Genomic DNA, 22,981 nt, shown 5'->3' with positions numbered 1-22,981 from the left:
CCGGGCGGACTCAGCACCGGGCGGACTCAGCACCGGGCGGACTCAGCACCGGGCGGACTCAGCACCGGGCGAGCTCAGAAGGGAAGCAAGCCCCGCCAGCGCGTCGTACCCAGGCCTGTCGGGGCGGCGACGTCCCCGGAGTCGTACTGGTTCGCGAGTCCAGCAGCACTGCCAAGTCGAAGATGGCGCCATGGTGAGTGCGGCTACCTTGCGAGCTCTCGAGCAGGCACTCGCAGAGCAAGGCGGAGCTGCGCGTTGGAAGTCCCTCATCGAGGCAGGAATGTCGCCCTCATCCCTTCACCGGGCTGTGAAGTGTGGAGCAGTGTCTCGCCCGACTCGCGGCGTGCTCGCCTTGCACGGGACTGCCCAGGATGCGGTCGTGGTCGCCGCTCTAGGCGGATGGCTGACATGTGTGTCGCTGTTGCGTCGCTGGAAAGTGCCGCTGCGAGAGTCGCCCGCCAGCCCTCACCTATGTCTCAGCGTTGACCACCACCGAGCGACCACGTCCGGTGTGTTGCGCGATGTGGTGATCCATCGATTAGGGCTGGTGCCCGACGCCAGCGCGCGGGCTAGGAGCTGCGGAGTATCCGCCACGACTGTCGCCACGGCCCTGGAGGTTGCGTCCAACTGCCTGACGCCACTCGATCACCTGATTGCTGCGGATGGCGCGCTGCGGATGGGGCTCATTGAGCGGGGTGACCTGTTCTTCACACGACGCGGTACCAAGGCTCGAGGGCGTTGGTTGGAGCGGTACGCGGACTCACGGGCCGACTCACTCCTGGAGACAGTGGCGAGGTGGGCTCTGACCGATGCCGGATTCCGGGTAGAGAGCCAGGTCGCGATCCCCGGCGTGGGCCGGGTGGACCTTGTGGTTGAAGACGCGATTGTGGTTGAACTCGATGGTCGAGAACACCACGCAGACTGGGAGGCCTTTGCGGCAGACAGGGGGCGTGACAGATCATTGATCGCCTGGGGACTCAAGGTCTTGAGATTCACCTACTCAGATGTGCTACCGGCGGGGACGCGGGTGGTAGAGGATGTGAGGGCCGCTCTTGCAGCCAGATCGCAGCCCCGGCATGGTCTGCGGGAGAAGGTGGTGAACGTTACTGACCGCGGGTGAATCTGACGCACCATAGAGGCAACCAACAACTGGCGTGTCGCGCCCTCGCCCGGTCAGAACTGTTCGCCGCATCGTCTACACGGCAGCGGCTGCTCGCCACCGGCATGTCGCGCTGAGCGCGAAACCTGGTCATCCGCCGCCACGACTCGCGTAAAGTCGTGGTCACCATGAGAAGACTGCGCTGGTCATACCTGTTCCTGGCTCTCGCGGTGATTTCGATCGCCGTCTTTGCCTATTCCGCTGCCACGAGGACTCCGGTGACGCGCGTCGACACCAGCGAGGGCCTGGCGGTACTCGAGTCTGGCGCGGCAAACCAGGTGGAGGTCACGGACGGTGACCAGAAGGTGCAAGTCACGCTCGGGGACACGGTTCCCGAGGTGTTGGCCCACTACGAGATCGATGGCGGCGCCCTCATCGAGTTCTTCTACGTCGAGCCGCAGGGCGACGAGGTAGTCGCGGCAGTGAAGGCCGCCAATCCGGAACTCGGGTATGACTCCGTGGTGCCGCGTGGATCGCTCCTCCAGTCGCTTCTGCTCAACATCCTGCCCCTGCTGCTGTTCCTCGGACTCATCTGGTTCCTGCTGAGCTCCATGCAGGGCGGCGGCAGCAAGATCATGCAGTTTGGCCGTTCGAAGGCCACGCAGGTCACTGCCGACACCCCGAAGGTCAAGTTCGACGATGTGGCCGGCGCAGAAGAGGCCGTCGAGGAACTGAGGGAGATTCAGGAGTTCCTGGAGAACCCCGCCAAGTTCCAGGCGGTCGGGGCGAAGATCCCCAAGGGCGTACTGCTGTACGGCGCGCCTGGAACGGGAAAGACCCTGTTGGCCCGCGCCGTCGCCGGCGAGGCGGGGGTGCCGTTCTTCTCGATCTCCGGCTCCGACTTTGTCGAAATGTTCGTCGGTGTGGGCGCGAGCCGCGTGCGCGACCTCTTCGAGCAGGCCAAGAAGAACAGCCCCGCGATCATCTTTGTGGATGAGATCGACGCGGTGGGACGCCACAGAGGCGCAGGTCTTGGCGGCGGTCACGACGAGCGCGAGCAGACCCTCAACCAGATGCTGGTGGAGATGGACGGCTTCGACATCAGCACGAACGTCATCATGATTGCCGCGACCAACCGGCCAGACATCCTTGACCCAGCGCTGCTGCGTCCCGGGCGCTTTGACCGCCAGATCGGCGTGGATGCGCCGGACCTCAAGGGCCGACTCAAGGTGCTCGAGGTGCACGCCAAGGGCAAGCCCATGGCCCCCGAAGTGGATCTCAACGCCGTCGCCAAGCGCACTCCAGGCTTCACTGGCGCCGACCTTGCGAACGTGCTGAACGAGGCCGCCCTGCTGACCGCGCGCCGCAGTGCGACCACCATCGGCAACACTGAGCTTGATGAGGCCATCGACCGCGTCATCGCAGGCCCGCAGAAGCGCACGCGCGTGATGAACGATCACGACAAGTCGGTGACGGCGTATCACGAGAGCGGCCACGCGCTGGTAGCGGCCGCCATGAACTACACGGACCCCGTCACCAAGGTCACGATCCTGCCGCGTGGCCGCGCTCTGGGCTACACCATGGTGATGCCGGTCGAGGACCGTTACTCGAAGACGCGCAACCAGCTGCTCGACAACCTCGCCTATGCAATGGGTGGACGCGTGGCAGAAGAGGTGGTCTTCGGGGACCCCTCCACTGGAGCGAGCAACGACATCTCGCAGGCCACCGAGATCGCCAAGCAGATGGTGACCGAATTTGGCATGTCCACCGAGATCGGCTCCGTCCGGCTTGCGGGCAGTTCAGGCGAGGTGTTCCTTGGTCGCGACATGGGGCACGGGCGCGAGTACTCGGAGCAACTCGCCTCTGTGGTGGATGCGGAGGTCCGCAAACTCATGGATCACGCCATGGAGGAGGCCACCAAGGCCCTCACGTCCAACCGCGCTCTGCTCGACACTCTTGCGGAGCAACTGCTTGAAAAGGAGACCCTCAACGAGGCAGAGCTGAAGGAGATCTTCGCCAAGGTCAAGAAGGCTCCGGAGCGTTCAAAGTGGATCAGTGGTGAGTGGGCGCCCAAGCGCACTCCCAAGCGCCGCATCGCTAAGGCTCCAGCGCCGCGCCGCACGGAGCCGAGGGACACCATTGCTGGCGGCTCGCCCGGCGCTTCGGATGAGGCCTAGGAGCGTCGTGTGAGCGAGCGCCACGCCAGCCCTCCTGTGGACGATGAGCCGCCGCGTCCAGGCGACGGACGCATCGACATTGCACGCATCGAGGCGGCGGTGCGCGAGATTCTCGCGGCGATAGGCGAAGACCCCGACAGAGACGGCTTGCGTGACACGCCCGCCCGCGTGGCGCGCTCCTACGAGGAGTTCTTTGCGGGGCTCTCTCAAGACCCTGCCGACGTGCTCAGCACCGTGTTCGAGTTGGGGCACGAGGAGATGATCCTGGTCAAGGACATCGAGTTGTATTCCATGTGTGAGCACCACCTGGTGCCGTTTCACGGAGTGGCCCACGTCGCCTACATCCCCGGAACAGATGGCCGCATCACGGGCCTGTCCAAGATCGCGCGGCTCGTCGACGTCTTCGCTAAGCGCCCTCAGGTGCAGGAGCGCCTCACCACTCAAGTGGCCGATGCCCTCGTCGCCGAACTGGGCGCGCGCGGCGTGATCGTGGTGGTCGAGGCGGAACACCTGTGCATGTCGATGCGCGGCGTGCGCAAGCCTGGGTCGCGTACCGTCACCTCGGCCGTGCGAGGCGTGATGCGCGACGGCGCCACGCGCGCAGAGGCCATGAGCCTCATCGTCGGGAAGTAGCCGATGCCGGCGACTCCAGCGCCGCGTCTCCCGCACGCCGACCGCACGCTCGTGATGGGCGTGCTCAACGTCACCCCCGACTCGTTCAGCGACGGCGGTCGTTACCTGGACGCCGACGCCGCGATTGCGCGCGGGCTTGCACTCGTCGAAGAAGGAGCCGACATCGTGGACGTGGGCGGCGAGTCCACCCGCCCTGGCGCGCAGCGGGTCGCCCCCCGGGAGGAACAGGCCCGCGTGCTGCCGGTCATTGCCGCGTTGACCGCCGAGGGCATTCCGGTCAGCATCGACACGATGCGGGCCGCAACGGCTGCCGCGGCTGTCGAGGCGGGCGCGTGCCTCATCAACGACGTCTCAGGGGGCCTCGCCGACGAACGCATGGCCTACGTCGCGGCGGACACCGGCGTCGACTATGTGGCGATGCATTGGCGTGCGCACAGTACGGAGATGGACGATCGCGACCGCTACGACGACGTCGTGGCTGAGGTGGCGGCGGAGCTGGCCGCCCGCGTCGACGCGCTGGTGCGCGCGGGCGTGAGTGAGGACCGCATCGTGCTCGACCCCGGGCTTGGTTTTGCAAAGGTCGGTGACTCGAACTGGCCCTTGCTGGCGAACCTGGGGCAATGGTCGGCCGGGCGAAGGGTCTTGATCGGCGCTTCTCGCAAGCGCTTCTTGGGCGCCGCGATCTCGCGTCACCCGGACGAGGAGGCAGGCCCCGAGCGTCGGGAGCACGCCACGACGGCCGTGACGACGCTGTCGGCCGCGGCGGGAGCCTGGGCCGTGAGAGTTCACGATGCACGCTCGGCGTGTGACGCAATCGCGGTCGTGTCCGCTTGGCAAGATGCCGCAAAGGCGACACGATGAAGCCATGACCTGGATGTCGACCCCGTACATGCGCTCCGGCGTCGAACTCGACCGCCTTGCCGTGGAGGGCATTCGGGTGAATGGCTACCACGGGGTGTTGGAGAGCGAGCGGGAGACGGGCCAAGTCTTCAAGGCCGACGTGGTTGCCCACGTCTCGACGCGCGCCGCCGCGGCGAACGACGACCTGTCTCGTGCGATCAACTATTCGACGATCGCGGATCGCGCAGCGGAGGTGCTTGCAGGCGACCCGTCGCAACTCATCGAGACGGTCGCTGAGCACATCGCGCTTGCGGTGCTTGAGATGGACGGGGTGTTCTGTGTGGACGTGCGAGTTCACAAGCCGCAGGCCCCGCTGCATGTCGAATTCAAGGACGTATCCGTGACGATCCGCAGGGACGTGCGCACCGGCGGGCTGTGGGCCGACAAGCGCATCGGGTCCTCTGCCGGCATGCCGGACGACCCGCTCGCCTTCGATGCTCAGCCGCCCATGTCCGATCAGTTCGATCAGCGGCCGGTGCGTCCCGTGCCAGTGCTGCTCGCGCTGGGCGGCAACGTCGGCGATGTGGAGCAGACCCTGCGCGAGGCGGTCGAGGAGTTGGGGCGCATACCCGGCATACGCGTGCTGAAGACGTCGGCGCTCGTGAAGTCGGCACCCGATGGCGGGCCGCCGCAGCCCGACTACTTGAACGCCGTGGTGCGGATCGAGTCGGAGATGTCGCCTCGCGAGCTGCTCGGCGCCTGCCATGGTCTTGAGATTGTGCACGACCGCGAGCGCACCGAGGCCAATGGCCCGCGCACCCTCGACATCGACATCGTTGATTTCGACGGCGCAGTGGGAGAGACGCCGGATCTGACGCTCCCGCACCCGCGGGCCAAGGGCCGTGCCTTTGTCTTGGTGCCGTGGGCGCACCTGGAACCCGATGCGCAAATGCCGGGAGTGGGCCCGATCGCCGAGCTCGCTCGCGCGATGGCTCAGTCAGTGACGCTCGTTGCGGATCCGTGGCCAGCCAAGACTCCTTCCGCTACCGCGTGAAGGACGTGAACCCGTGAGGGGAAGGCTCTCGTGAAACCGCTACGAGGCAAGGTGCTCGCGGCGACCACGGCCATCACCGCGGGGTTGGGGTGGGGCGTGTCCACGCTCGCCCGGAGCAGTGGGGCAAGCCCGATCGACGTTCCGTGGACCACACTGGTGGTCGGCGTCGTGCTTGGTGCGGTGGTGCTCTGGGCGGGCTGGACGGTGCGGCTGGTTCGGGTGGGTCGTCGGCGCATGGACCCTACGCGAGCCGTGCGCACGGCCGTATTGGGGCAGGCGTGCGCCTACGCGGGCGCGCTGCTCGCAGGCTTCTATGCCGGGTACGCGGCTGCTCTGCTGCCCGACTGGTCGCACACGCCTCGCAGGGAGGCGGCCCTCGCAGCGGCCCTTGCCGCCCTGGGCGGGCTGGTGATGTTGGTCGCTGGAGTGGTTGCCGAGCGCTGGTGTCGCATCGGTCCCGATGACGAGGATGACGAGGGTAGCGACTCGGCCGAGGCCGGGATGGCACACTAGCAACATGACCTGGTATAGCCCTGAAGACATGGTGTGGACACCCGCGTCGCGACGACTCATCCCCGTACGTCTCATTGTCATCGCCGTGGTGTTCGTGCCTCCCCTGGTGGCCACGGTGATCCTTGCGCTCCTGGTCTGGAATGGCATGTGGTGGATTACCGCTGCGTTGTTGCTTCTCGCCGCGTGGTGCGCGTGGATTGGCGTGCGCCTGGTGCTCGCGCATGGGTGGGCGGAACGCGAGGACGACCTCTTGGTCAAGCGCGGTCGCCTTTGGCGCTCCGTCACCGTGGTGCCGTATGGCCGCATGCAGTACGTCGAAGTGAACTCCGGGCCCATCGCGCGGGCCTTCGGCATCGCGAGTGTGCAGTTGCACACCGCCTCTCCCGGAACAGACGCCTCGCTCAACGGCGTCCCTGCGGACGACGCTGCCCGGCTGAGGGACCGCCTCACGTCGAGGGGCGAGGCACGTCTGGCGGGGCTGTGAGCGCGTCGGACCAGGTCTACTCGGCGCCACGCGAGTGGACGCACGTGCACCCCGTGTCGCCGTTGCTCGGCGGGTGGGCGGCGATCGCAGGTATTGGCGGCTACTGGTTCTTGAACAATTGGTCCAACACGGGGTCCGACGGCGATGTGCCGATCCCATTCCTGGCCTTGGGGGCGCTCGGCATCGGGATCCTGGTGGTCGTCTTCGGGTTCCTCGCCTGGAAGTTTCACACCTTTCGCATCACGGACGAGGCGATTGAGCAGCGCAAGGGATTGGTGTTTCGCCAGCAGCGGCAGGCGCGTCTGGACCGGCTGCAGGCCGTCGACGTGGTGCAGCCGCTGATCGCCCGCATTTTCGGCTTTGCCAAGATCACTGTGGAGGTGGCTGGCGGAGCGCAGTCGGGGATATCCCTGGAGTATTTGCGATTGGCCGATGCCGAGGCGTTGCGCAACGAGATCCTGTCGTTGGCCGCTGGCTACCGTGCCGAGATGGCGGCGCGTCACGGCGACGGCGATCGGCAGCCACACGAGGGGGGACTGCGACAAGAGTTGGAGCACTTCCGATTGGCGCCAACGCCTGGCTCCGCCCGCACCGCCGTCGCCGCGGCCGAGGAACGGCTGCTGGTCGCCGTTCCAGTGCCAAGGTTGCTTGCCTCGCTCCTGCTGTCGTGGGGCACCATCGTGTCGGCGGTGATGGTCGTGATCCTCGTCGCAGGTTCGGTGGGGGTCGCAATCCTGGTGCCAGAGGTCGACATCGTGGGTGCGCTGCTCAGTGGCGGGCTCGTGGGTGTGATCTCGGCTGGCGCCGGCATGATTTCGTATTCGCTGGCGACCCTGAACCGTGGCATTAACTTCCGTCTGGGCATTTCTTCCGACGGCGTCCGCATCGCGCACGGACTGCTCGAGACGCGCAAGCAGACCGTGCCCCCCGGCCGCGTTCAGGCCGTGCACTTCAAGCAGTCGCTGTTGTGGCGTGGGCGCGACTGGTGGCAGATCGTCGTCAACGTGGCCGGATATCAAGACGACCAGCAGGCGGTCTCGACGTTCTTGCCCGTTGGCACGCGAGAGGACGCCCTCACCGCACTATGGACCGTCTTGCCAGACTTGGGCGACCCCGATCCAGAGGGCACCGTGTCTCGCGCCCTCTCGGGCAGGGGTGCCGATGGTGGGTTCATCACTGCGCCGGTGTCGGCCAAGTGGGTTGACCCGTTGCAGCGCCGCTTTCGCGGCGTGCTTGCCACCGAGACGGCACTGTTCATTCGGCGCGGTTGGCTCGTGAAGGAACTCATAGTGGTTCCGCACGAGCGCACGCAGTCACTCGCCCTCAAGCAAGGCCCGATCCAGCGCGCGCTCGGTCTCGCCGACGTGGCAGTGCACTCCACCAAGGGAGTGGTGCGGCCCGTGGCGCAGCACCTCGACGTGGCGGACGCCATGGATCTGCTCACAGCTCAGGCGCGTAGGGCGAGGGCCAGGCGGAGGTTGCAGACCCCGGAACAGTGGATGCAGAAGGTCGGGCTCCTTGACGGCGCCGAATAGCCCCTCCAAGCCCGGCCGGCTGACCGTTGGGATCGTGGGTGCAGGCAAGGTGGGCGCCTCGTTTGGCGCTTCGCTGAGACTCGCGGGGCACGCGGTTGTCGGCGCTTCAGGCGTGTCGGAAGCGTCCGTCACGCGCATTGACACGATGCTCGCAGGAGTGCCGCGTATGGACGTCGAGGAGGTGGTGCGCCGGAGTGAGCTCGTGTTCCTTGCCGTTCCAGACGACGCCATCACGGAACTCGTTGAAGGGCTCGCATCGGTGGGGGCGTGGCGTGGGGGCCTGCTGGTGGCGCACTGCTCCGGGCGGTTGGGGCTCGACGCTCTCGACGCCGCCGCGCGTGCTGGTGCGATCCCGTTGGCGATACACCCGGCCATGACGTTCACGGGCACCTCTTTGGACCTGGACCGCATGGTGGGAGCCACCTTCGCGGTCACCGCACCAGCCGCCTTCCTGCCGATCGCCCAGGCGCTTGTCGTGGAGATGGGTGGTGAGCCGATCGTGCTGGAGGATGCGGCCCGTCCGCTCTATCATGCGGCGCTGGTGCACGGCGCGAACCACGTGGTGACCTTGGTGTCTCAAGCGGCCGCGTTGCTCTCCGATGCGGGGGTCGAGGACCCAGGCAGGCTGCTCGGGCCGCTCGTTCACGCCTCCATCGACGGCGCGCTCGCCGATGCGCCAGGCGCCGTGACGACGCTCACCGGACCGGTGGTGAGGGGAGACGCAGGAACCGTCGCGTCTCACATGGCTGCGCTCGCCGCGCGGCCCGAGGCGGCCCACGCCTACCGCGCCATGGCGCACGCCACGGCCGACATCGCCCTGACTTCTGGCCGCCTCGGCCCGGCAGACTACGCGGCGGTCATCGCCGCTCTGGGAGAGAACTGACATGCGCATCGTTCACACTGCGGTCGAACTGGCCGAGATCGAGCCCGCAGGCTCGGGCAAGAAGCATGGCCGCCGCGCCGTCGTCATGACGATGGGTGCTTTGCATGAGGGGCACCTCGCGCTCGTGCGCGCCGCGCGTGAAGCGGCCGACCAGGTGGTCGTTACGGTGTTCGTCAATCCGCTCCAATTTGACGACGACGCGGACCTTGAGCGCTACCCGCGCGACCTCGACGCGGACGCCGCCCTACTCGAACCGCTCGGCGTGGACGTCGTGTACGCGCCCTCAGTCGAGGACGTCTACCCAGGTGGCGCCCCCATCGTGACCGTGTCGGCTGGCACCATCAACGACGTGTTTGAGGGCGAACATCGTCCAGGTCACTTCGACGGGGTGCTGACGGTGGTGCTCAAGTTGATGCACCTGACCCGGCCCGATGTGGCGTACTTCGGACAGAAGGACGCGCAGCAGGTGATCGCCATTCGCACGATGTGTCGCGACCTCAATGTGCCCGTCGACATTGTGGCGGTGCCGACCGTGCGCGACGCAGACGGGCTGGCGCTGTCGAGCCGCAACGTGCAGTTGTCGCAGGCCGACCGCGCCGACGCACTGGTCCTGTCTCGCGCGTTGGCGGAGGCGGAGGAGGTGCTCGCGGAAGGCGGACCGCTGTCGCTCGCCCTCACCGTGGCGCGTGCCGCGTTCGCCGAGGTACCCACGGTGACGCCCGACTACATCGGCGCGATGGACCCTGTGTCCGCCGTGGCAGTGGAGGGAGACTACCGTGGAGACGTGGTGATCGCGGTGGCCGCCCGTGTGGGCGGGACGCGCCTCATCGACAACGTGATAGCGCGCGTCGGCCCGCGCGAGGGCGTGGCGGACGCGTAGACAGGTGAGAGGTACGGCATGACCTTCAAGACGCTGCAGCGGCCCATGATGATCTCCAAGATTCACCGGGCGACCGTCACCCAGGCGGATCTCCACTACGTGGGCTCGATCACGATCGACGCCACGCTCATGGAGGCCGCGGACCTGCTGCCGGGCCAGCAGGTGGACGTGGTGGACGTCACCAACGGCTCACGCGTGACCACGTATGCGATCCCAGGGGAGCCCGATACCGGCGTGATCTGCATCAACGGCGCGGCCGCGCACTTGGTTCACGAGGGAGACCTGGTCATCGTCATCGCCTATGGCCTTATCGGCGACGAGGAGGCGCACCAGTACGAGCCGCACGTGGTGTTCGTTGACGCCGCGAATCGCGTCATGGATGTGTGCGATGAGCCAGGAAGGGTTCCGGTCGACTCGGGTCTTGAACCATCGGGCTTGCCGATTCATGACTTCAGGTCCGGCGGCTGGCGGGCGTACAAGACCGACCAGCTCCCGACGACTCCGGGCCCGGACCTTTCCTAGCCAGACTCCCGCCGTCATCCCTGGTTGACAGGTCATTTTCTGTCCCGAGTTGCGGCAATTGTCCAGTTCGATATCGTTTTCCATGGGACGACGGGGTCCTGTCTTGACGCTAGAGCAGCCCCACGCTGAGGACGTCTCACGGTTCACGCAACGATGCTGACACGGGAGCACAGTCATGAGAAGAAGGCTTCATTCCACAGCGGTGATCACAGGTCTGATTGCACTGGTGGTCGCGGTGACCATTCCCGCAGCCGCCCAAGCAGCCGCACCAGAAACTGTCTCGTCAGTCGACTTTGAGGATGGCACGCTGGGGGATTGGACCGCCTCTGGCGGGGCCACCCTGACCGTGGTCGACGACGACACCAAGGTTCTCGAGATAGCCGGCCGTGCCGCCGACTACGAGGGGATCCAGAGCGCCACCGGCATCTTCGAGCCGGGCGCCACGTATGAGTTCACGATGCGCGCCAAGCTCGACGCCGCGGTGACAGAGACCACCGACATCCGGTTCGTCATGAAGCCCGCGTATACGTGGATCGGCAACACGACCATTGACGGTGCTGGCTGGACCGAGGTGACCGGAAGCATCGTCATTCCTGCCGACGCCGACCCCACCGAGCTGCAGGCGTACATCGGGACCGACGACATCGCCGGGCTCGAGAACTACACGTACTACGTGGACGACATCGTGGTCACCAAGACCGCCGATGCGCCAGAGTGTGTGCCGGACGTGATCCCCGTAGCGAGCATCGACTTCGAGGACGGCACCACCGGCGACTGGGCCGCTTCTGGCGGGCCGGCGCTCACGGTGGTCGACGACGACACCAAGGTGCTGGAGATCGCGGGACGCGCTGCGGACTATGAGGGCCTGCAGAGCCCCGCCGCTTACCTGACTCCTGGAACCACCTATCACCTGTCGATGCGCGTCAAGCTGGGTGCGGACGCCACCGACGCGGCAGGAGTGCGATTCGTGGTCAAGCCCGACTACACGTGGGTGGGCAACACCACCGTCGACTCGTCGGGTTGGGCGACCGTCTCAGGCACCTACACGGTGCCGGACGACGCAGTTGCGGCGGACCTCCAGGTCTACATCGGCACTGACGACATCGACGGCATCACCGACTACACGTACTACGTGGACGACATCGTGGTGACGGCAGACGGCGACAACTGCGACGACGGTGGAGGCCCAGTGGGACCGCCGCCAGGAACCGTGCTGATCGCCAACGACTTCGAGACCGACCTGGGAGGCTGGGGTCCGCGCGACAACGGCGAGGGTGCCCCCACGGTGTCCCTCTCCACCGAATACGCCAACGGCGGCAGCCAGTCGGCGGCGATCACCGACCGCGTGAGCCAGGGCTCCGGCATCGGCATCGACGTGAGCGAACTGCTCACGCCCGGCGCGCCGGTCGAGCTGTCCGCATGGGTGCGGTTCGCAGACGGCCAGGCGACGGACGACGTGTGGCTGTCGATGCAACGCACCACCGACGGCTCCGACTCGTTCGACACCATCGCTCAGTTCACCGGGATCACCAACTCCGGGTGGACGCAGGTGACGGCGCGCTTCACGCCCGCCGCATTCGACACGGCCCTCCTGTATTTCGAGACGGCGTACTCGGGGACCAACACGTCCGACTTCTACATCGACGACGTTCAGGTCCAGGTGCCCGACCCGGTGGTGATTGAGGACTTGCCGCCGATCAAGGACAACGTGCCGTTCCCCATCGGTGTCGCGATCGACAGCAGGGAGACCACCGGTGCATCGGCGGAACTGCTGCTGAGGCACTTCGGGCAAATCACGCCAGAGAACTACATGAAGCCAGAGGCGTTCTACGATGCCGACGGCAACTGGGCGCCCAATGCCGCAGAGATCAACGGCCTCATGGACTTCGCGCAGGCGAACGACCTGCCGGTCTATGGGCACGTGCTCGTGTGGCACAGCCAGACGCCCGAGTTCTTCTTCCAGCACGAGGACGGAACGCCGCTCACCTCCGATCCCGCAGACCAGGATCTGCTACGGCAACGGATGCGCGACCACATCTTCAACGTGGCGGAGTACCTGAGCGACGAGTACGGGCTGTTCGGCTCTGACACCAACCCATTGGTGGCATTCGACGTGGTCAACGAGGTGATCTCCGATTCGGGTGAGTACGCCGACGGGTTGCGCCGCTCGGATTGGTACGCCGTCTTGGGCGAGGAGTTCATCGACGACGCGTTCGCCTACGCCGACGAGGCGTTCAACGACGTCTATGCCGACCCCGCGGCGGACCGCCCGGTGACGCTGTTCATCAACGACTACAACACCGAGCAGGCAGGCAAGCGGGCTCGCTACCACGACCTCGTGGAGAGGTTGCTGGATCGCGGCGCGCCCGTTGACGGGGTGGGTCACCAGTTCCACCTCAACCTCGCCTACCCAGTGGAGAACGTTGAGGCGGCGCTGAGCGACTTCGCAGACCTGCCCGTCACGCAGGCGGTCACGGAGTTCGATGTGCCGACGGGAACTCCGGAGTCGGAGGCCAAGTTCATCGACCAGGGCTACTACTACAAGCAGGCCTTCGACATCTTCAGGGCGCACGCAGATGACCTGTACGCGGTCACGGTGTGGGGTTTGTACGACGCTCGCAGCTGGCGTGACGACAACGGCGGTCCGCTCGTCTTCGACGACGATCTTCAGGCAAAGCCCGCCTACTACGGCATCGTCGATGGTGACCTGCCTGCCCGGCTACGGTCTGCGAACTCGTTCGCTGGCACCGTTGGGCTCGACGGCCACGCTGTGGACTCGCCCGTGTGGGACCGCCTTCCCCTCATCGATTTCGATGGCGGAGCGTTCCAGTCGCGCTGGGCGAGCGACCACCTCACGGTCTACGTGGAGGCGGACGACGCTACGGCGTCGGCTGGCGACGAAGTCCAGTTCCAGGTGGGCGACGCGGTCTACGCGGTGAACCGTGACGGCACGGGCGACGTGGCCGCCGAGGTCACCGAGACCGATTCCGGGTATGCCGTGGTGGCCCACCTCCCGCTGACGGACGCCGCCGAGGGCGGTGCCCTGTTGTTCGACGTCAGGGTGCTGTCAGACGGCGGGAGTGCCGGCTGGAACTCGGAGGGCGTGCTCGGCACGCTCACGCTGATCGAGGCGCTGTCCTTCGTGGAAGTCGAGGAGGCGTCGGAGGAGCCCGCCATCGACGGAGCGATTGACGAGGTGTGGGAGGACGCCAACGCCATCACCACGGACAAGCAGGTGAGCGGCACTGACGGCGCCATTGCGACGGTGCGGACCCTGTGGAAGGACGACACGCTATACGTCCTGGCAGAGGTGGCGGACCCGACGGTCGACCTCACCGGCTCCGACCCGTGGACACAGGACTCGGTGGAGATCTTCGTGGATGCTGGCAACACCAAGAACGGTTCGTACCGGCCAGACGATACGCAGATTCGGATCAACGCCGACAACGTGGTCTCCTTTGGCACCGGCGACGAGGCGACCCAGGCCGCGCGCCTCGAGTCAGCCACCGCGCTCGTGGATGGCGGCTACGTGGTCGAGGCGGCCATCAGCCTGCTCGAGTACGGCGGCGCGGGGACGTTCCACGGCCTGGACTTCCAGGTCAATGACGCCACCGATGGCGCACGCACGGCCATCCGCAACTGGGCGGACCCCACGGGGCTTGGATATCAATCCACCGCGCACTGGGGTGTGGGTGAACTCATCGCCGCCGAGGTAGAGCCGCCGACGTGCGGGCCTGGCAAGCCGTGCCCGCCTCCGTGCACGTGGGGCTGGTACCCCGGCAAGGCCTGCTGGCCGCACGGCGGTGGCTGGGGCCACGGCGGTTGGGGCCACGGCGGTTGGGGCCACGGCGGCTGGGGCCACGGCGGCTGGAGTTGGGCAGGAAGCGCAGGCCACGGCTTCGGGTGGTCTCAGCCCTGGTACTCCCCCATGAAGCACTACAGTTTCGGCTTCGGGGGCTGGTGGCGCTAACCACCAGTGAGGGGTAGGCGTGGGGGGTTGGGCCTGCGAGGCCCGGCCCCTCACGTTCCTGTCCCGTTCGCGCTTCCGAGGCCGTCCATGACGCGAGGCAGCGCGGCAGGCCTAGGCTGTGGCCATGACGCGCTATGTGCAGAAGTTGTCCGCCCCCGCGCCGGGGTGGACCACCACGGTCGACGTGATTGTGGTCGGTTCCGGCATCGCTGGACTGACGACGGCACTCGAGTTGCGCCGCAAGGTCGATCGCGTGCTGATCGTGACCAAAGGGGCGCTCAGCTCGGGCAACACCGTATGGGCTCAAGGCGGAATCGCTGCCGCAATGCACCCAGAAGACACGCCAGAAGAGCACCTCGTCGACACGCTCGAGGCGGGCGCTGGCCTGTGCTCTGAGGCCGCCGTGCGGGCACTCGTCACAGAGGGCCCTGACCGGGTGCGCAAACTCGTGGAGCGTGGCGCGCAGTTCGACACCGATTCCACTGGCGGCATGACCCTCACTCGCGAGGGAGGACACCACCGCGACCGCATTGCGCACGCAGGCGGAGACGCCACGGGTGCAGAGATCTCGCGCGCGCTCGTGGCGCGGCTGGAGGCCGTGAACGCCGACCCACGCATCGAGGTCATCGAGAACGCCATGGTGGTGGACCTGCTGACGTCTGTTCCTGACTCCGACGGGAGGCCAGGGCCGGTCTGTGGAGTCACCTTGCACGTCATCGGCGAGGGCACCCGTGACGGCATCGGAGCGGCCCTGGCGAAGTCCGTCGTGATCGCTACCGGCGGCATCGGCCAGGTGTATCGATCGTCCACCAACCCGGCATCGGCCACGGGCGATGGCGTCGCGGCGGGCTTACGTGCCGGCGCGACTCTGGCCGACATGGAGTTTGTGCAGTTCCACCCGACGGTGCTGTGGCAAGGTGCTTCCGCGCGCGGCCAACAGCCGCTCATCTCTGAGGCCGTGCGCGGCGAGGGCGCGCACCTTCTGAATGCGGTCGGCGAGCGATTCATGGTGGGACGCCACCCGCTGGCCGAGCTCGCCCCACGCGACGTGGTGTCCCGCAACATCGTGCGCATGATGGACGAGGAGGGCTCCGACAACGTCTTCCTCGACTGCCGCCACCTGGGCGAGAGCTTCCTGCGCGATCGCTTCCCCACGATCTGGGAACGCCTGGAGGAGCGCGACATCGACATGGCGACCGACCTCATTCCGGTGGCGCCGGCGCAGCACTTTCATTCGGGAGGCATCCTCACCGAGCTCAACGGGCGCTCCACCGCGCGGGGACTGTATGCCGTGGGGGAGGCCGCCTGCTCCGGGGTGCACGGTGCGAATCGCTTGGCCTCCAACTCGTTGCTGGAGGGCCTGGTCTTCGCGACCCGCTCGGCCGCCGACGCCGCGGCTTTGGTGGCCGACGGCACTCTCACGCTCGGCGAGCCAGTGGAGCGGCCGGGGCCGACGTCGTTGGTTCCGGCGACGATGCTTCCAAGGATTCAATCGGTGACGCACCGAGGAGCGGGGCCGTTCCGAGAGGCGGAAGGGTTGCGTCGCGCTTCCGAGGCGCTCGCCACGACGCGCGCCAAGTTCCACACCACGAACGGTGCAACGGTGATGCCTCAGGTGGCCGAGTGGGAGACGTCGAACGTGCTAGGTGCAGCATCGGTGATCACCGAGGCGGCGTTGGAGCGCGAGGAAAGCCGCGGGGGTCACCAACGCACGGACTTTCCTGACACTTCCGAGGCGTGGAGGGTGCGGCTCGCCGCAACGCTGAATCCCGATGGACACCTGGAACTGATGCGGGCGCCGATCGAGCTCGGGTAGCGCGTCGGCTGCGGGCGACCGCTGGCCCGCCCGACGCGGAGGACGTGCCGCGGACGTGACATCGGCCGGGAGGGCTTGTGGCGCTCCCGGCCGATGGAGATCCCCACGATCTCGGTTCGCGACGGCCACGAGGGCCGCCACGTCTTAAGCGTGAACGAGCGGGGCGGTCGGCCCGTCCACCAATTCCAGTTCCGGCAGTGAGGTGCGCATGGTGAGCATCCCTCCGTCGAAGTTCGCGGAGTCGAAACCCCACTGCGCGAGCACACGGTGCGCCAAGTAGGACCGGAAGCCGGTCTCACAATGGACGCGCACGGGGCGGCCAGCCGCCAACTCGCGAATGAGGTCAAGGTTCTCCCTGATCTCGTCGTGCGGAATGTGGACCGCTTCTGGGAGGTGCCCACGCTCCACCTCGCCAGCCGACCGCACGTCAAGAATGAGCGCATTCTCGCGAGCCCACGCCACGTCTTCCGCGTGCCACAGCTTGAGGTTGCCTGAGACGTAGTTCTGCATCATGAAGCCCAGCATGTTGACGGGGTCCTTGGCGGAACCGAACGGCGGGGCGTACGCGAGTTCCAACTCGGCCAGGTCGTCGGCGCCGAAGCCGGCGCGCAGCGCCGTCGCGAGCACGTCGATGCGCTTGTCCACGCCATCGCGGCCCACGCCCTGGGCACCGAGCAGGGTCCCGTCAGGCGCGAACGTCGCCATGAGGTGTAGTTGTTGGGCGCCCGGGTAGTAGCCGGCGTGGTTGAGGTGGTGGGTGTGGTGCACCACGTAGTCCATGCCCGCCTGGTCGAGCATGCGGGGGCTAGCGCCGGTGACGGCCGCAGTGAGTCCGAACACGCGGACGACTGCCGTGCCAAGCACGGGCTTGGCGTCCTTGGCCACGCCGTAGATCGACTCTGCAGCGCGTCGTCCCTGGCGGTTGGCTGGGCCGGCGAGCGGCACAGGTCCGACGACGCCGGTGACGCCGTGGCGTACCGCAATCGCGTCTCCGACTGCCCAGATGTGCGGGTCGGCGGTGCGTTGCTGAGCATCGACCATGATGGCGCCGCGGTCGTCAACCTCGAGGCCCGCCGCAGATGCCAGGGCGGAGTTGGGGCGCACGCCAACCGAGACCACCACGAGGTCAACAGTGGCTGCAGCCCCGTTGGTCAGCGTCACGGTGACTCCGCGTTCGGCGGGCTCGATCGCGGAGGCGCCCGCGCCGGTGATGACGTCCACGCCGTTCGCGGTGAGCTCGAGTTCTACGAGGCGCGCCAACTCTGGGGACAGGGGAGGGAGAACTTGAGGGGCGAGCTCGATGAGCGCGACGTTCAGGCCGCGCTCCCGCAGCGCCTCTGCCGTCTCGAGGCCGATGAATCCGGCCCCAAGGACGACGGCGGTGCGGGCGTCCGTGACCCGGTCCGCCAGAGCGATCGCGTCGTCGACGGTGCGCAGGTGGGTGACCTCTGGCAGATCCACTCCGGGGATGGGGGGCATGAAGGCATTCGCGCCGGGGGACAGGACGAGGGCGTCGTACGCCACCTGCTGCTCGCCGTCCGGACCGACCACCGTGACCGTCTGGGCGGCACGGTCAATGCCGGTGACCTCGGTGTTGACGCGCACGTCGAGGCCGAGCGAGGCCTGCAAAGTCTCCGGGGTGTGGAGGAGCAGTGAGTCTTGCGAGGTGATCTCACCACCCACGTGATACGGCAGTCCGCAGTTGGCAAAGGACACATAGGGGCCCTTTTCGAAGACGATGATCTCGGCAGACTCGTCGAGGCGGCGGGCTCGGGCGGCCGCCGACATGCCGCCAGCTACTCCGCCCACGATAACGATACGCATGGGGTACTCCTTGGGAATTGATGCCGGGCAAGGTGGGGCGTCACCGGCGACTTCCCACACCCTATCACATACCCCGGGGGGTATAGTCGCTCGCGGCCCACGCTAACCTCTGACTGTGACCCAATACCAGCGTGCCGCGTGGTTTGCCGCCGTGCTAGTGACTTTGGTCGCGTTTGGCGTGTTGATCCCCCAGTTTCCGTCGTGGGGTGACGAGTCCATAGCCCTCGAGGTCGACACCGAGGTAGGAATGGCGACCGCCTCCGTCGTCGTCCCGGCCGGTTGGGACCTTGACATCGCCGCATCATCTCAGCAGACGCCGGTCGCGTCGAAGTCCGGCATCGAGGTCACCGTCGCCGACGCCGTATGGCTTGGCGACAGCCAGGACCTCCTCGCGAGCGTGTCACGGTTGCTCTTTGACGGCGACGCAATCCTCCCAGAGATTCCCCCGGAACCCGTCGAGGCGGAGGAAGGTGCCACGCGCGAAGTGTGGCGGCTGACGCCCAAGGCGGATGCGGCACCGGACCTGCCCGTCAGGGTCGACGTGATTCGCGACGCTGAAGGCGTGGTGCTCGTGGTGGTGCGCGGCGAGGCCGCACAGGTGAATGCCCTGTCAGAACAGCTCGACTCGATCGTTGAGTCCGTGCATCTGGACCTCTCCCCGATAGACGTGGAGGTGAGCTCATGAGGGAACTGACGCGTGTGCGCTTCGCCGTCCCGTGGTGGGCGCCCGGCCGCGTCGGGTGGTGGACACTGATCGTCGCGTCGGCCGTGGGGGCGGTCTGGACTTGGCAAGCGCTGGAGCCCGGCTGGCAAGACTTCCCGACCGTGGGGCTCACGGCGCTCGTGCTGACCATCCCGCTTGCGGTGACGTGGTGGTTCCTCATGCGACTACCCCAACTGTGGGCTCGTATCGCACCCTCAGGGGCGCTCGCGGCAATAGTGTGGGGAGCCTTCGTGGCGGCCGGGGTGTACGCGCTTCCCTCCAATGCGGCACTCATCACCGTGATGGGCCAGCAGTGGGGCATTGAGACCGCGCAGGCGTGGGGACCGGCGCTGATCGCGCCGCTCACGGAAGAGACGGGCAAGGTCATGGGCATCGGCGTCGTCCTTCTTGCGGCCGGTCAGAAGCTGCGCACGCCGATGGACGCCGCCCTCTTGGCGGGGTTCGCTGGCGTGGGGTTCACGCTCACGGAGGACCTGCTGTACGCGTTCAACATCGCGTACATCAACTTGGGTGAGAGCCAGCTGATATCGACCGTCGTCATCTACTTTGTGCGTGCCGTGATTTTTGGGGCCGTGGCGCATGCCGCCTTCGCCGCGTTCGTCGGCGCGGGGATCGGACTCCTGCTGGTCGGGACAGGGCGCGGGCGGGTGCCGCTCGGTATCGCGCTCATCCTCCTTGGCCCCGCGCTCCACGGCTTGTGGAACTCGCCGTGGCTCATCCCACTGTGGCTGCGAGTCGTGTACCTGGTGGTGATGCCGTTCATCGTGTGGTGGGTGCTGCGCGTGGTGCGGCGCAGTGAGTACGTGTGGTTCAGGAGCGTCTTGGCCGAGCCGGGAGTGCTGGGCGCTGTTCCGCCCGCGTACATCGACGCTGTTCGCCCCACGTGGTGGCAGCGGCGCAAGTACCGAGCCTCGGTCGCACGCAGGTACGGCTATCGGGCGATGCCTGCGCAGCGCGCCACCGAAGCCAACCTCAGTGACCTCGCCGACGCCGTGGCCATGGGCGACGACGCCGACGCGGCGCGGTTGAGGGCAACGCTCGAGGCCAGGCTTGTCCCTGCCGCTACTCGCTGATGACGCCTAGGTCGACGTAGTAGTCGCGGGGAAGCGGCGCCTTGATGTCCGTGAGGTCGATGTCTTCTGGGTCAAACGGTTCTACCCAAAGCCCAGGTTGCGATACCTCGTGACGGCACCGCGGTCCACCAGGGTCGTCCTCGTAATGGTCTACGTCCCCGATCTGGTAATCCGCGGTGATGGAGCCGTTCGCTTTGCGCGTCAGTGTCCAGACATACAAGAGGGTCCTCACACCTGTGGCGCTGCTATTCCAGCCGCCGCAGACGAGGACCTCTGCCGACTGTCCGTCCGGCTGCTCCAGAATATCGATGATGACGCCCTTGGAGGCAAAGGCCGTGTAGGAGTCGATGCTCTCTTGGCTAGCGGTGTCAATGTCGAACTCCGCAATGCTCGAAGCCCATGCGGCCCTGTCAGCGTAGTCATATCCGACGGCAGCGATGAGATCGGGGTCGGAGAAGTCACCAAAAGCCTGCGCGGTCGACAGTTGGATCTCGGCGTTCCGGTACGCCTGGCCCCACTGCGAGTCCTCGAGAGGCCCGCTTGGCATGCCGTCGGGCCAGACAATGTCTGGAGGTTCGAGGTCGCTTGCGGATGCGGAGCACCCGGCCAGGAGCAGTGTCGACAGCAACGCGGCCACCGCCCAACTGTGGCCTGTAGTAGCGGGCCTGATGCTGGTTCCGTCCGTGCTAGTGCGAACCATCCCGGGCCCCCTCCCCGAAGTACGCCCTGTACTCGTCCGCAAAGCTGTTTAGCCACTCTGTCCTGTCGGTCCCGTTCGCGTCCCCCTCAAGGACGACTCCTTGAAGCGACAACGACGGGTCGTTGTCGAGGCGTGCGATTTGAGCGGCAATGACCTCGCTCCCGGCGATGCTCGAGACATCGGTGAATTCGACGGCGAGTCTCTCGTTGTTAACGACCGCGCTTTCGAAGCCGCCGGCCACCGCAGACGAGCCTTGGCCCACAGCGAAGTTTCCCACTGCGCCAAGGTCCGGCAGCGGGGCTACGCTCCATAGGAGGTCCATGACGGCAAGCTTCTGGCGCACCACGTTGTCGTCGAAGCGTCCCTGAAGGATATCGGCGCCGCCGAGTGCACCCTCGAAGGCTCCTTCCAGGTCGGTCACGCGTTTGAGGCCTGTATTCCACGTCTGATAGGTCCCCCCCGCATCGGCGTCGTGAAGCAACAGATCCTGGGTGTGAGAGACGCCCGAGCGCAAAGCAGCGAAGCCATCGATATTGCTTCCCACGTGGCCCATAACCTCGCCGAGCGCGTCATCGTTGAAGTTCGGAACCGTGATGTCGCCCGGCATACCCGCGACAGACCGGCCATGGTCAAGGTTGCCCTCGATCGTGCCGCTCGACCACATGGCGGGCTCGATGAGCGGCATGATCTCGGCCAGTCCGGTGCCCAGCGCGAGGGCGCCCCCCACGGAGAGGTCCCCTGGCCGCACGGGCTGGAGGCCCTGCTCCAGCCCGTCAATGACCCGAACGGCAACGTCGCATTGGGCGTCCCACGTGGAGTAGTTCGGCGGCCCGTCCAACAGCCCTCCGTCGGCGTGCAAAGACCCCTCCCACATGGAGCCGAAGCCGTCCCAGCCGTCTGCGGACCAGTCGCGGGACGCCCAGTAATCGACCTTGTCACCAGCCACGGCTGGCTGACCGTTGGCGAGCGTGGCGCCGTCGGCCGAGAGCCACTCCCACGCTGCATCGGGATACTGACCGAGCGTGTCGAGCACGCGCCCCATGGGGTCCCGCACTGGCGCTCCTTCACCGGAGACGTTGCTGTCATAGGCATCGCCGCGGTCCGCCTGATCAACAATGGCGATGCCGTCGAACAGTCCGTAGGGGTCCATGGGGTCGAGCCTCGACGATCCGCCAGCCTCGCCAACCATGCCCTCGCCGCGCTCCCTAGCGTCGAAGAGATCGGCCATCGCGATGGTGAACTCCTGCCCCATGGGGTGGTGTTCTGCATCGTCAAAGAGGAAGCCCACGCCCGCTAGGTCACCCTCGCGGTAGCGGTTGCCGCCTGGCCAGTCGTCGCCGGTCAGCATCTGTGCTGCGAAGTCCCTGGCGTCCTTCTCGCCCCAGGTGGCCGAGCCGGTGGCGAGGGACTCGCGGATCGCCCGCGCGAAGGCCAGGGCGGCGTCGCGATCCTCGTCGGTGTAGAAGTTGGTGGTGAAGTCGTCGCCTCCGTATCGCCTGAGGCCATCCTCCATGAGCTCGAGCACGCCGTCTCCGCCGCGCCCCTTCCAGAACGCGCCTGCAAGCTCCGGGTCCGCACCGATGCTCTCCAGCATTGCGGTGAGCGCGGCGACATCCTCAGCTTCAGACGAAGAGTCCAGAACGGCGTCGGCAAGCCTGTTCGCCTCGGCCAGTAGCTCTGCCCTTCGGGCGCGGACGTCGGCGACGGACTGGGCGTCCGCGTAGAGCGATACCATGCCAGCCCAGTTGATGCTCTGGCCGACCCCACCTACGTAGGCCAAGGACGAGGCGAACGACATGTCGATCACCCTGCGCTGCTCCTGCATTGACCACAGGACGCGATGGCCTTGGTCTACCAGGCCCTCGGCGTATGCCATCCTTTCCGCCCAGTAGCCGGGCGGGAGGGACTCGGGACTCACGTGGTTGAGTCCGTCCCGCATGGCGGAGCCAGACTCGATGTCACGGCGGGCCTCATCGGCCGTGCGGGCCATCGTGTCGAGGCTGTCCGCGTAACTGTGCGCTGCGCGCTCCCATCTGTCAGTGACAGTCGCGACGTCGTCAAGCATCCCCTGAAGTCGCGTCAGGCGCGCACGGTAGGCGTCGCCAGCCTGACTCGTCCAGCGGGCGACCCCCGGGCTGCTTTGAATCCGTGTGGCGTCACTGCTGAGTGCGCCAAGTGATCGCGATCGAAGTCCCTGGGTCTCGGCAAACTCGCGTACCTGGCCAGTGTTTCCGTCGTCGGGATAAGAACTCAT

General features: G+C 66.7%; 18 protein-coding genes. 15 read left to right on the top strand and 3 right to left on the bottom strand.

The annotated features are described in order from the left end of the window. The first annotated feature begins 190 nt into the window (after positions 1-190). The 13 genes from QZZ33_RS10425 (at position 191) to QZZ33_RS10365 (ending at position 16,406) form a co-directional block, all read left to right on the top strand. Positions 191-1,120 (top strand): DUF559 domain-containing protein, encoded by a 930-nt coding sequence (locus QZZ33_RS10425; RefSeq protein ID WP_291379919.1) that lies wholly within the window; start codon positions 191-193, stop codon positions 1,118-1,120. 167 nt (positions 1,121-1,287) lie between these two features. Further along, positions 1,288-3,276 carry an ATP-dependent zinc metalloprotease FtsH gene (gene ftsH / locus QZZ33_RS10420; RefSeq protein ID WP_291379917.1) on the top strand — a complete coding sequence of 663 codons (1,989 nt, stop codon included), beginning with the start codon at positions 1,288-1,290 and terminating at the stop codon, positions 3,274-3,276. Positions 3,277-3,312: 36 nt separating this feature from the next. Then, entirely contained in the window at positions 3,313-3,909 is a 597-nt protein-coding gene (folE, locus tag QZZ33_RS10415) for a GTP cyclohydrolase I FolE (protein ID WP_291379925.1), read from the top strand. A 3-nt stretch (positions 3,910-3,912) separates the two neighbouring features. Next, entirely contained in the window at positions 3,913-4,770 is an 858-nt protein-coding gene (gene folP, locus QZZ33_RS10410; protein ID WP_291379915.1) for a dihydropteroate synthase, read from the top strand. Between the two features lie 4 nt (positions 4,771-4,774). Beyond that, positions 4,775-5,803, top strand: coding sequence for a 2-amino-4-hydroxy-6-hydroxymethyldihydropteridine diphosphokinase (gene folK / locus QZZ33_RS10405; RefSeq protein ID WP_291379912.1), 1,029 nt, complete (start codon positions 4,775-4,777; stop codon positions 5,801-5,803). Between the two features lie 30 nt (positions 5,804-5,833). Beyond that, on the top strand, positions 5,834-6,316 hold the full coding sequence (locus tag QZZ33_RS10400; RefSeq protein WP_291379910.1) for a DUF3180 domain-containing protein: 483 nt from the start codon (positions 5,834-5,836) through the stop codon (positions 6,314-6,316). Between the two features lie 4 nt (positions 6,317-6,320). Next, on the top strand, positions 6,321-6,800 hold the full coding sequence (locus QZZ33_RS10395) for a PH domain-containing protein (protein ID WP_291379909.1): 480 nt from the start codon (positions 6,321-6,323) through the stop codon (positions 6,798-6,800). Next, complete coding sequence (locus tag QZZ33_RS10390) at positions 6,797-8,335, top strand: PH domain-containing protein (protein ID WP_291379907.1); 1,539 nt, start codon at positions 6,797-6,799, stop codon at positions 8,333-8,335. Before QZZ33_RS10395 ends, QZZ33_RS10390 begins: the two co-directional genes overlap by 4 nt. Further along, positions 8,319-9,218, top strand: a complete 900-nt coding sequence (locus tag QZZ33_RS10385; RefSeq protein WP_291379906.1) for a DUF2520 domain-containing protein — start codon at positions 8,319-8,321, stop codon at positions 9,216-9,218. Before QZZ33_RS10390 ends, QZZ33_RS10385 begins: the two co-directional genes overlap by 17 nt. Position 9,219: 1 nt before the next feature. Next, entirely contained in the window at positions 9,220-10,098 is an 879-nt protein-coding gene (panC, locus tag QZZ33_RS10380; RefSeq protein ID WP_291379905.1) for a pantoate--beta-alanine ligase, read from the top strand. Positions 10,099-10,116: 18 nt separating this feature from the next. Continuing rightward, positions 10,117-10,620: an aspartate 1-decarboxylase gene (gene panD / locus QZZ33_RS10375; protein ID WP_291379904.1), complete on the top strand. Its 504-nt coding sequence runs from the start codon at positions 10,117-10,119 to the stop codon at positions 10,618-10,620. Between the two features lie 175 nt (positions 10,621-10,795). After that, positions 10,796-14,590 (top strand): endo-1,4-beta-xylanase, encoded by a 3,795-nt coding sequence (locus tag QZZ33_RS10370; RefSeq protein ID WP_291379903.1) that lies wholly within the window; start codon positions 10,796-10,798, stop codon positions 14,588-14,590. Between the two features lie 124 nt (positions 14,591-14,714). Next, positions 14,715-16,406: an L-aspartate oxidase gene (locus tag QZZ33_RS10365; RefSeq protein ID WP_291379902.1), complete on the top strand. Its 1,692-nt coding sequence runs from the start codon at positions 14,715-14,717 to the stop codon at positions 16,404-16,406. Positions 16,407-16,550: 144 nt separating this feature from the next. Here QZZ33_RS10365 and QZZ33_RS10360 read toward each other — a convergent pair whose 3' ends face one another. Continuing rightward, entirely contained in the window at positions 16,551-18,230 is a 1,680-nt protein-coding gene (locus QZZ33_RS10360; RefSeq protein WP_291379901.1) for an FAD-dependent oxidoreductase, read from the bottom strand. 115 nt (positions 18,231-18,345) lie between these two features. On the opposite strand from QZZ33_RS10360, the gene QZZ33_RS10355 reads away from it, so the two are divergent. After that, positions 18,346-18,915, top strand: coding sequence for a hypothetical protein (locus tag QZZ33_RS10355; protein WP_291379900.1), 570 nt, complete (start codon positions 18,346-18,348; stop codon positions 18,913-18,915). Then, positions 18,912-20,027, top strand: coding sequence for a PrsW family glutamic-type intramembrane protease (locus QZZ33_RS10350; RefSeq protein ID WP_291379899.1), 1,116 nt, complete (start codon positions 18,912-18,914; stop codon positions 20,025-20,027). The genes QZZ33_RS10355 and QZZ33_RS10350 overlap by 4 nt, the downstream gene beginning before the upstream one ends. Here QZZ33_RS10350 and QZZ33_RS10345 read toward each other — a convergent pair. Both QZZ33_RS10345 and QZZ33_RS10340 read right to left on the bottom strand, forming a co-directional pair. Next, a complete protein-coding gene (locus QZZ33_RS10345) occupies positions 20,017-20,727 on the bottom strand; it encodes a hypothetical protein (RefSeq protein WP_291379898.1) in 711 nt (236 codons plus the stop codon). The two genes, QZZ33_RS10350 and QZZ33_RS10345, sit on opposite strands and share 11 nt — an antisense overlap. Beyond that, positions 20,714-22,981 carry a DUF6571 family protein gene (locus QZZ33_RS10340; RefSeq protein ID WP_291379897.1) on the bottom strand — a complete coding sequence of 756 codons (2,268 nt, stop codon included), beginning with the start codon at positions 22,979-22,981 and terminating at the stop codon, positions 20,714-20,716. The genes QZZ33_RS10345 and QZZ33_RS10340 overlap by 14 nt, the downstream gene beginning before the upstream one ends.

The organism is Demequina sp. (assembly GCF_016278775.1).
Lineage (GTDB): Bacteria > Actinomycetota > Actinomycetes > Actinomycetales > Demequinaceae > Demequina.
The sequence above is the reverse complement of the archived record's forward strand: the minus strand, read 5'-3'. Positions and strand labels throughout refer to the sequence as shown.

Bases quoted from the DNA above. Each gene is read 5' to 3' on its own strand.
- QZZ33_RS10425 (WP_291379919.1), top strand. From the start codon at position 191: ATGGTGAGTGCGGCTACCTTGCGAGCTCTCGAGCAGGCACTCGCAGAG.
- ftsH (WP_291379917.1), top strand. From the start codon at position 1,288: ATGAGAAGACTGCGCTGGTCATACCTGTTCCTGGCTCTCGCGGTGATT.
- folP (WP_291379915.1), top strand. From the start codon at position 3,913: ATGCCGGCGACTCCAGCGCCGCGTCTCCCGCACGCCGACCGCACGCTC.
- folK (WP_291379912.1), top strand. From the start codon at position 4,775: ATGACCTGGATGTCGACCCCGTACATGCGCTCCGGCGTCGAACTCGAC.
- QZZ33_RS10395 (WP_291379909.1), top strand. From the start codon at position 6,321: ATGACCTGGTATAGCCCTGAAGACATGGTGTGGACACCCGCGTCGCGA.
- panC (WP_291379905.1), top strand. From the start codon at position 9,220: ATGCGCATCGTTCACACTGCGGTCGAACTGGCCGAGATCGAGCCCGCA.
- panD (WP_291379904.1), top strand. From the start codon at position 10,117: ATGACCTTCAAGACGCTGCAGCGGCCCATGATGATCTCCAAGATTCAC.
- QZZ33_RS10370 (WP_291379903.1), top strand. From the start codon at position 10,796: ATGAGAAGAAGGCTTCATTCCACAGCGGTGATCACAGGTCTGATTGCA.
- QZZ33_RS10365 (WP_291379902.1), top strand. From the start codon at position 14,715: ATGACGCGCTATGTGCAGAAGTTGTCCGCCCCCGCGCCGGGGTGGACC.
- QZZ33_RS10360 (WP_291379901.1), bottom strand. From the start codon at position 18,230: ATGCGTATCGTTATCGTGGGCGGAGTAGCTGGCGGCATGTCGGCGGCC.
- QZZ33_RS10350 (WP_291379899.1), top strand. From the start codon at position 18,912: ATGAGGGAACTGACGCGTGTGCGCTTCGCCGTCCCGTGGTGGGCGCCC.
- QZZ33_RS10345 (WP_291379898.1), bottom strand. From the start codon at position 20,727: ATGGTTCGCACTAGCACGGACGGAACCAGCATCAGGCCCGCTACTACA.
- QZZ33_RS10340 (WP_291379897.1), bottom strand. From the start codon at position 22,981: ATGAGTTCTTATCCCGACGACGGAAACACTGGCCAGGTACGCGAGTTT.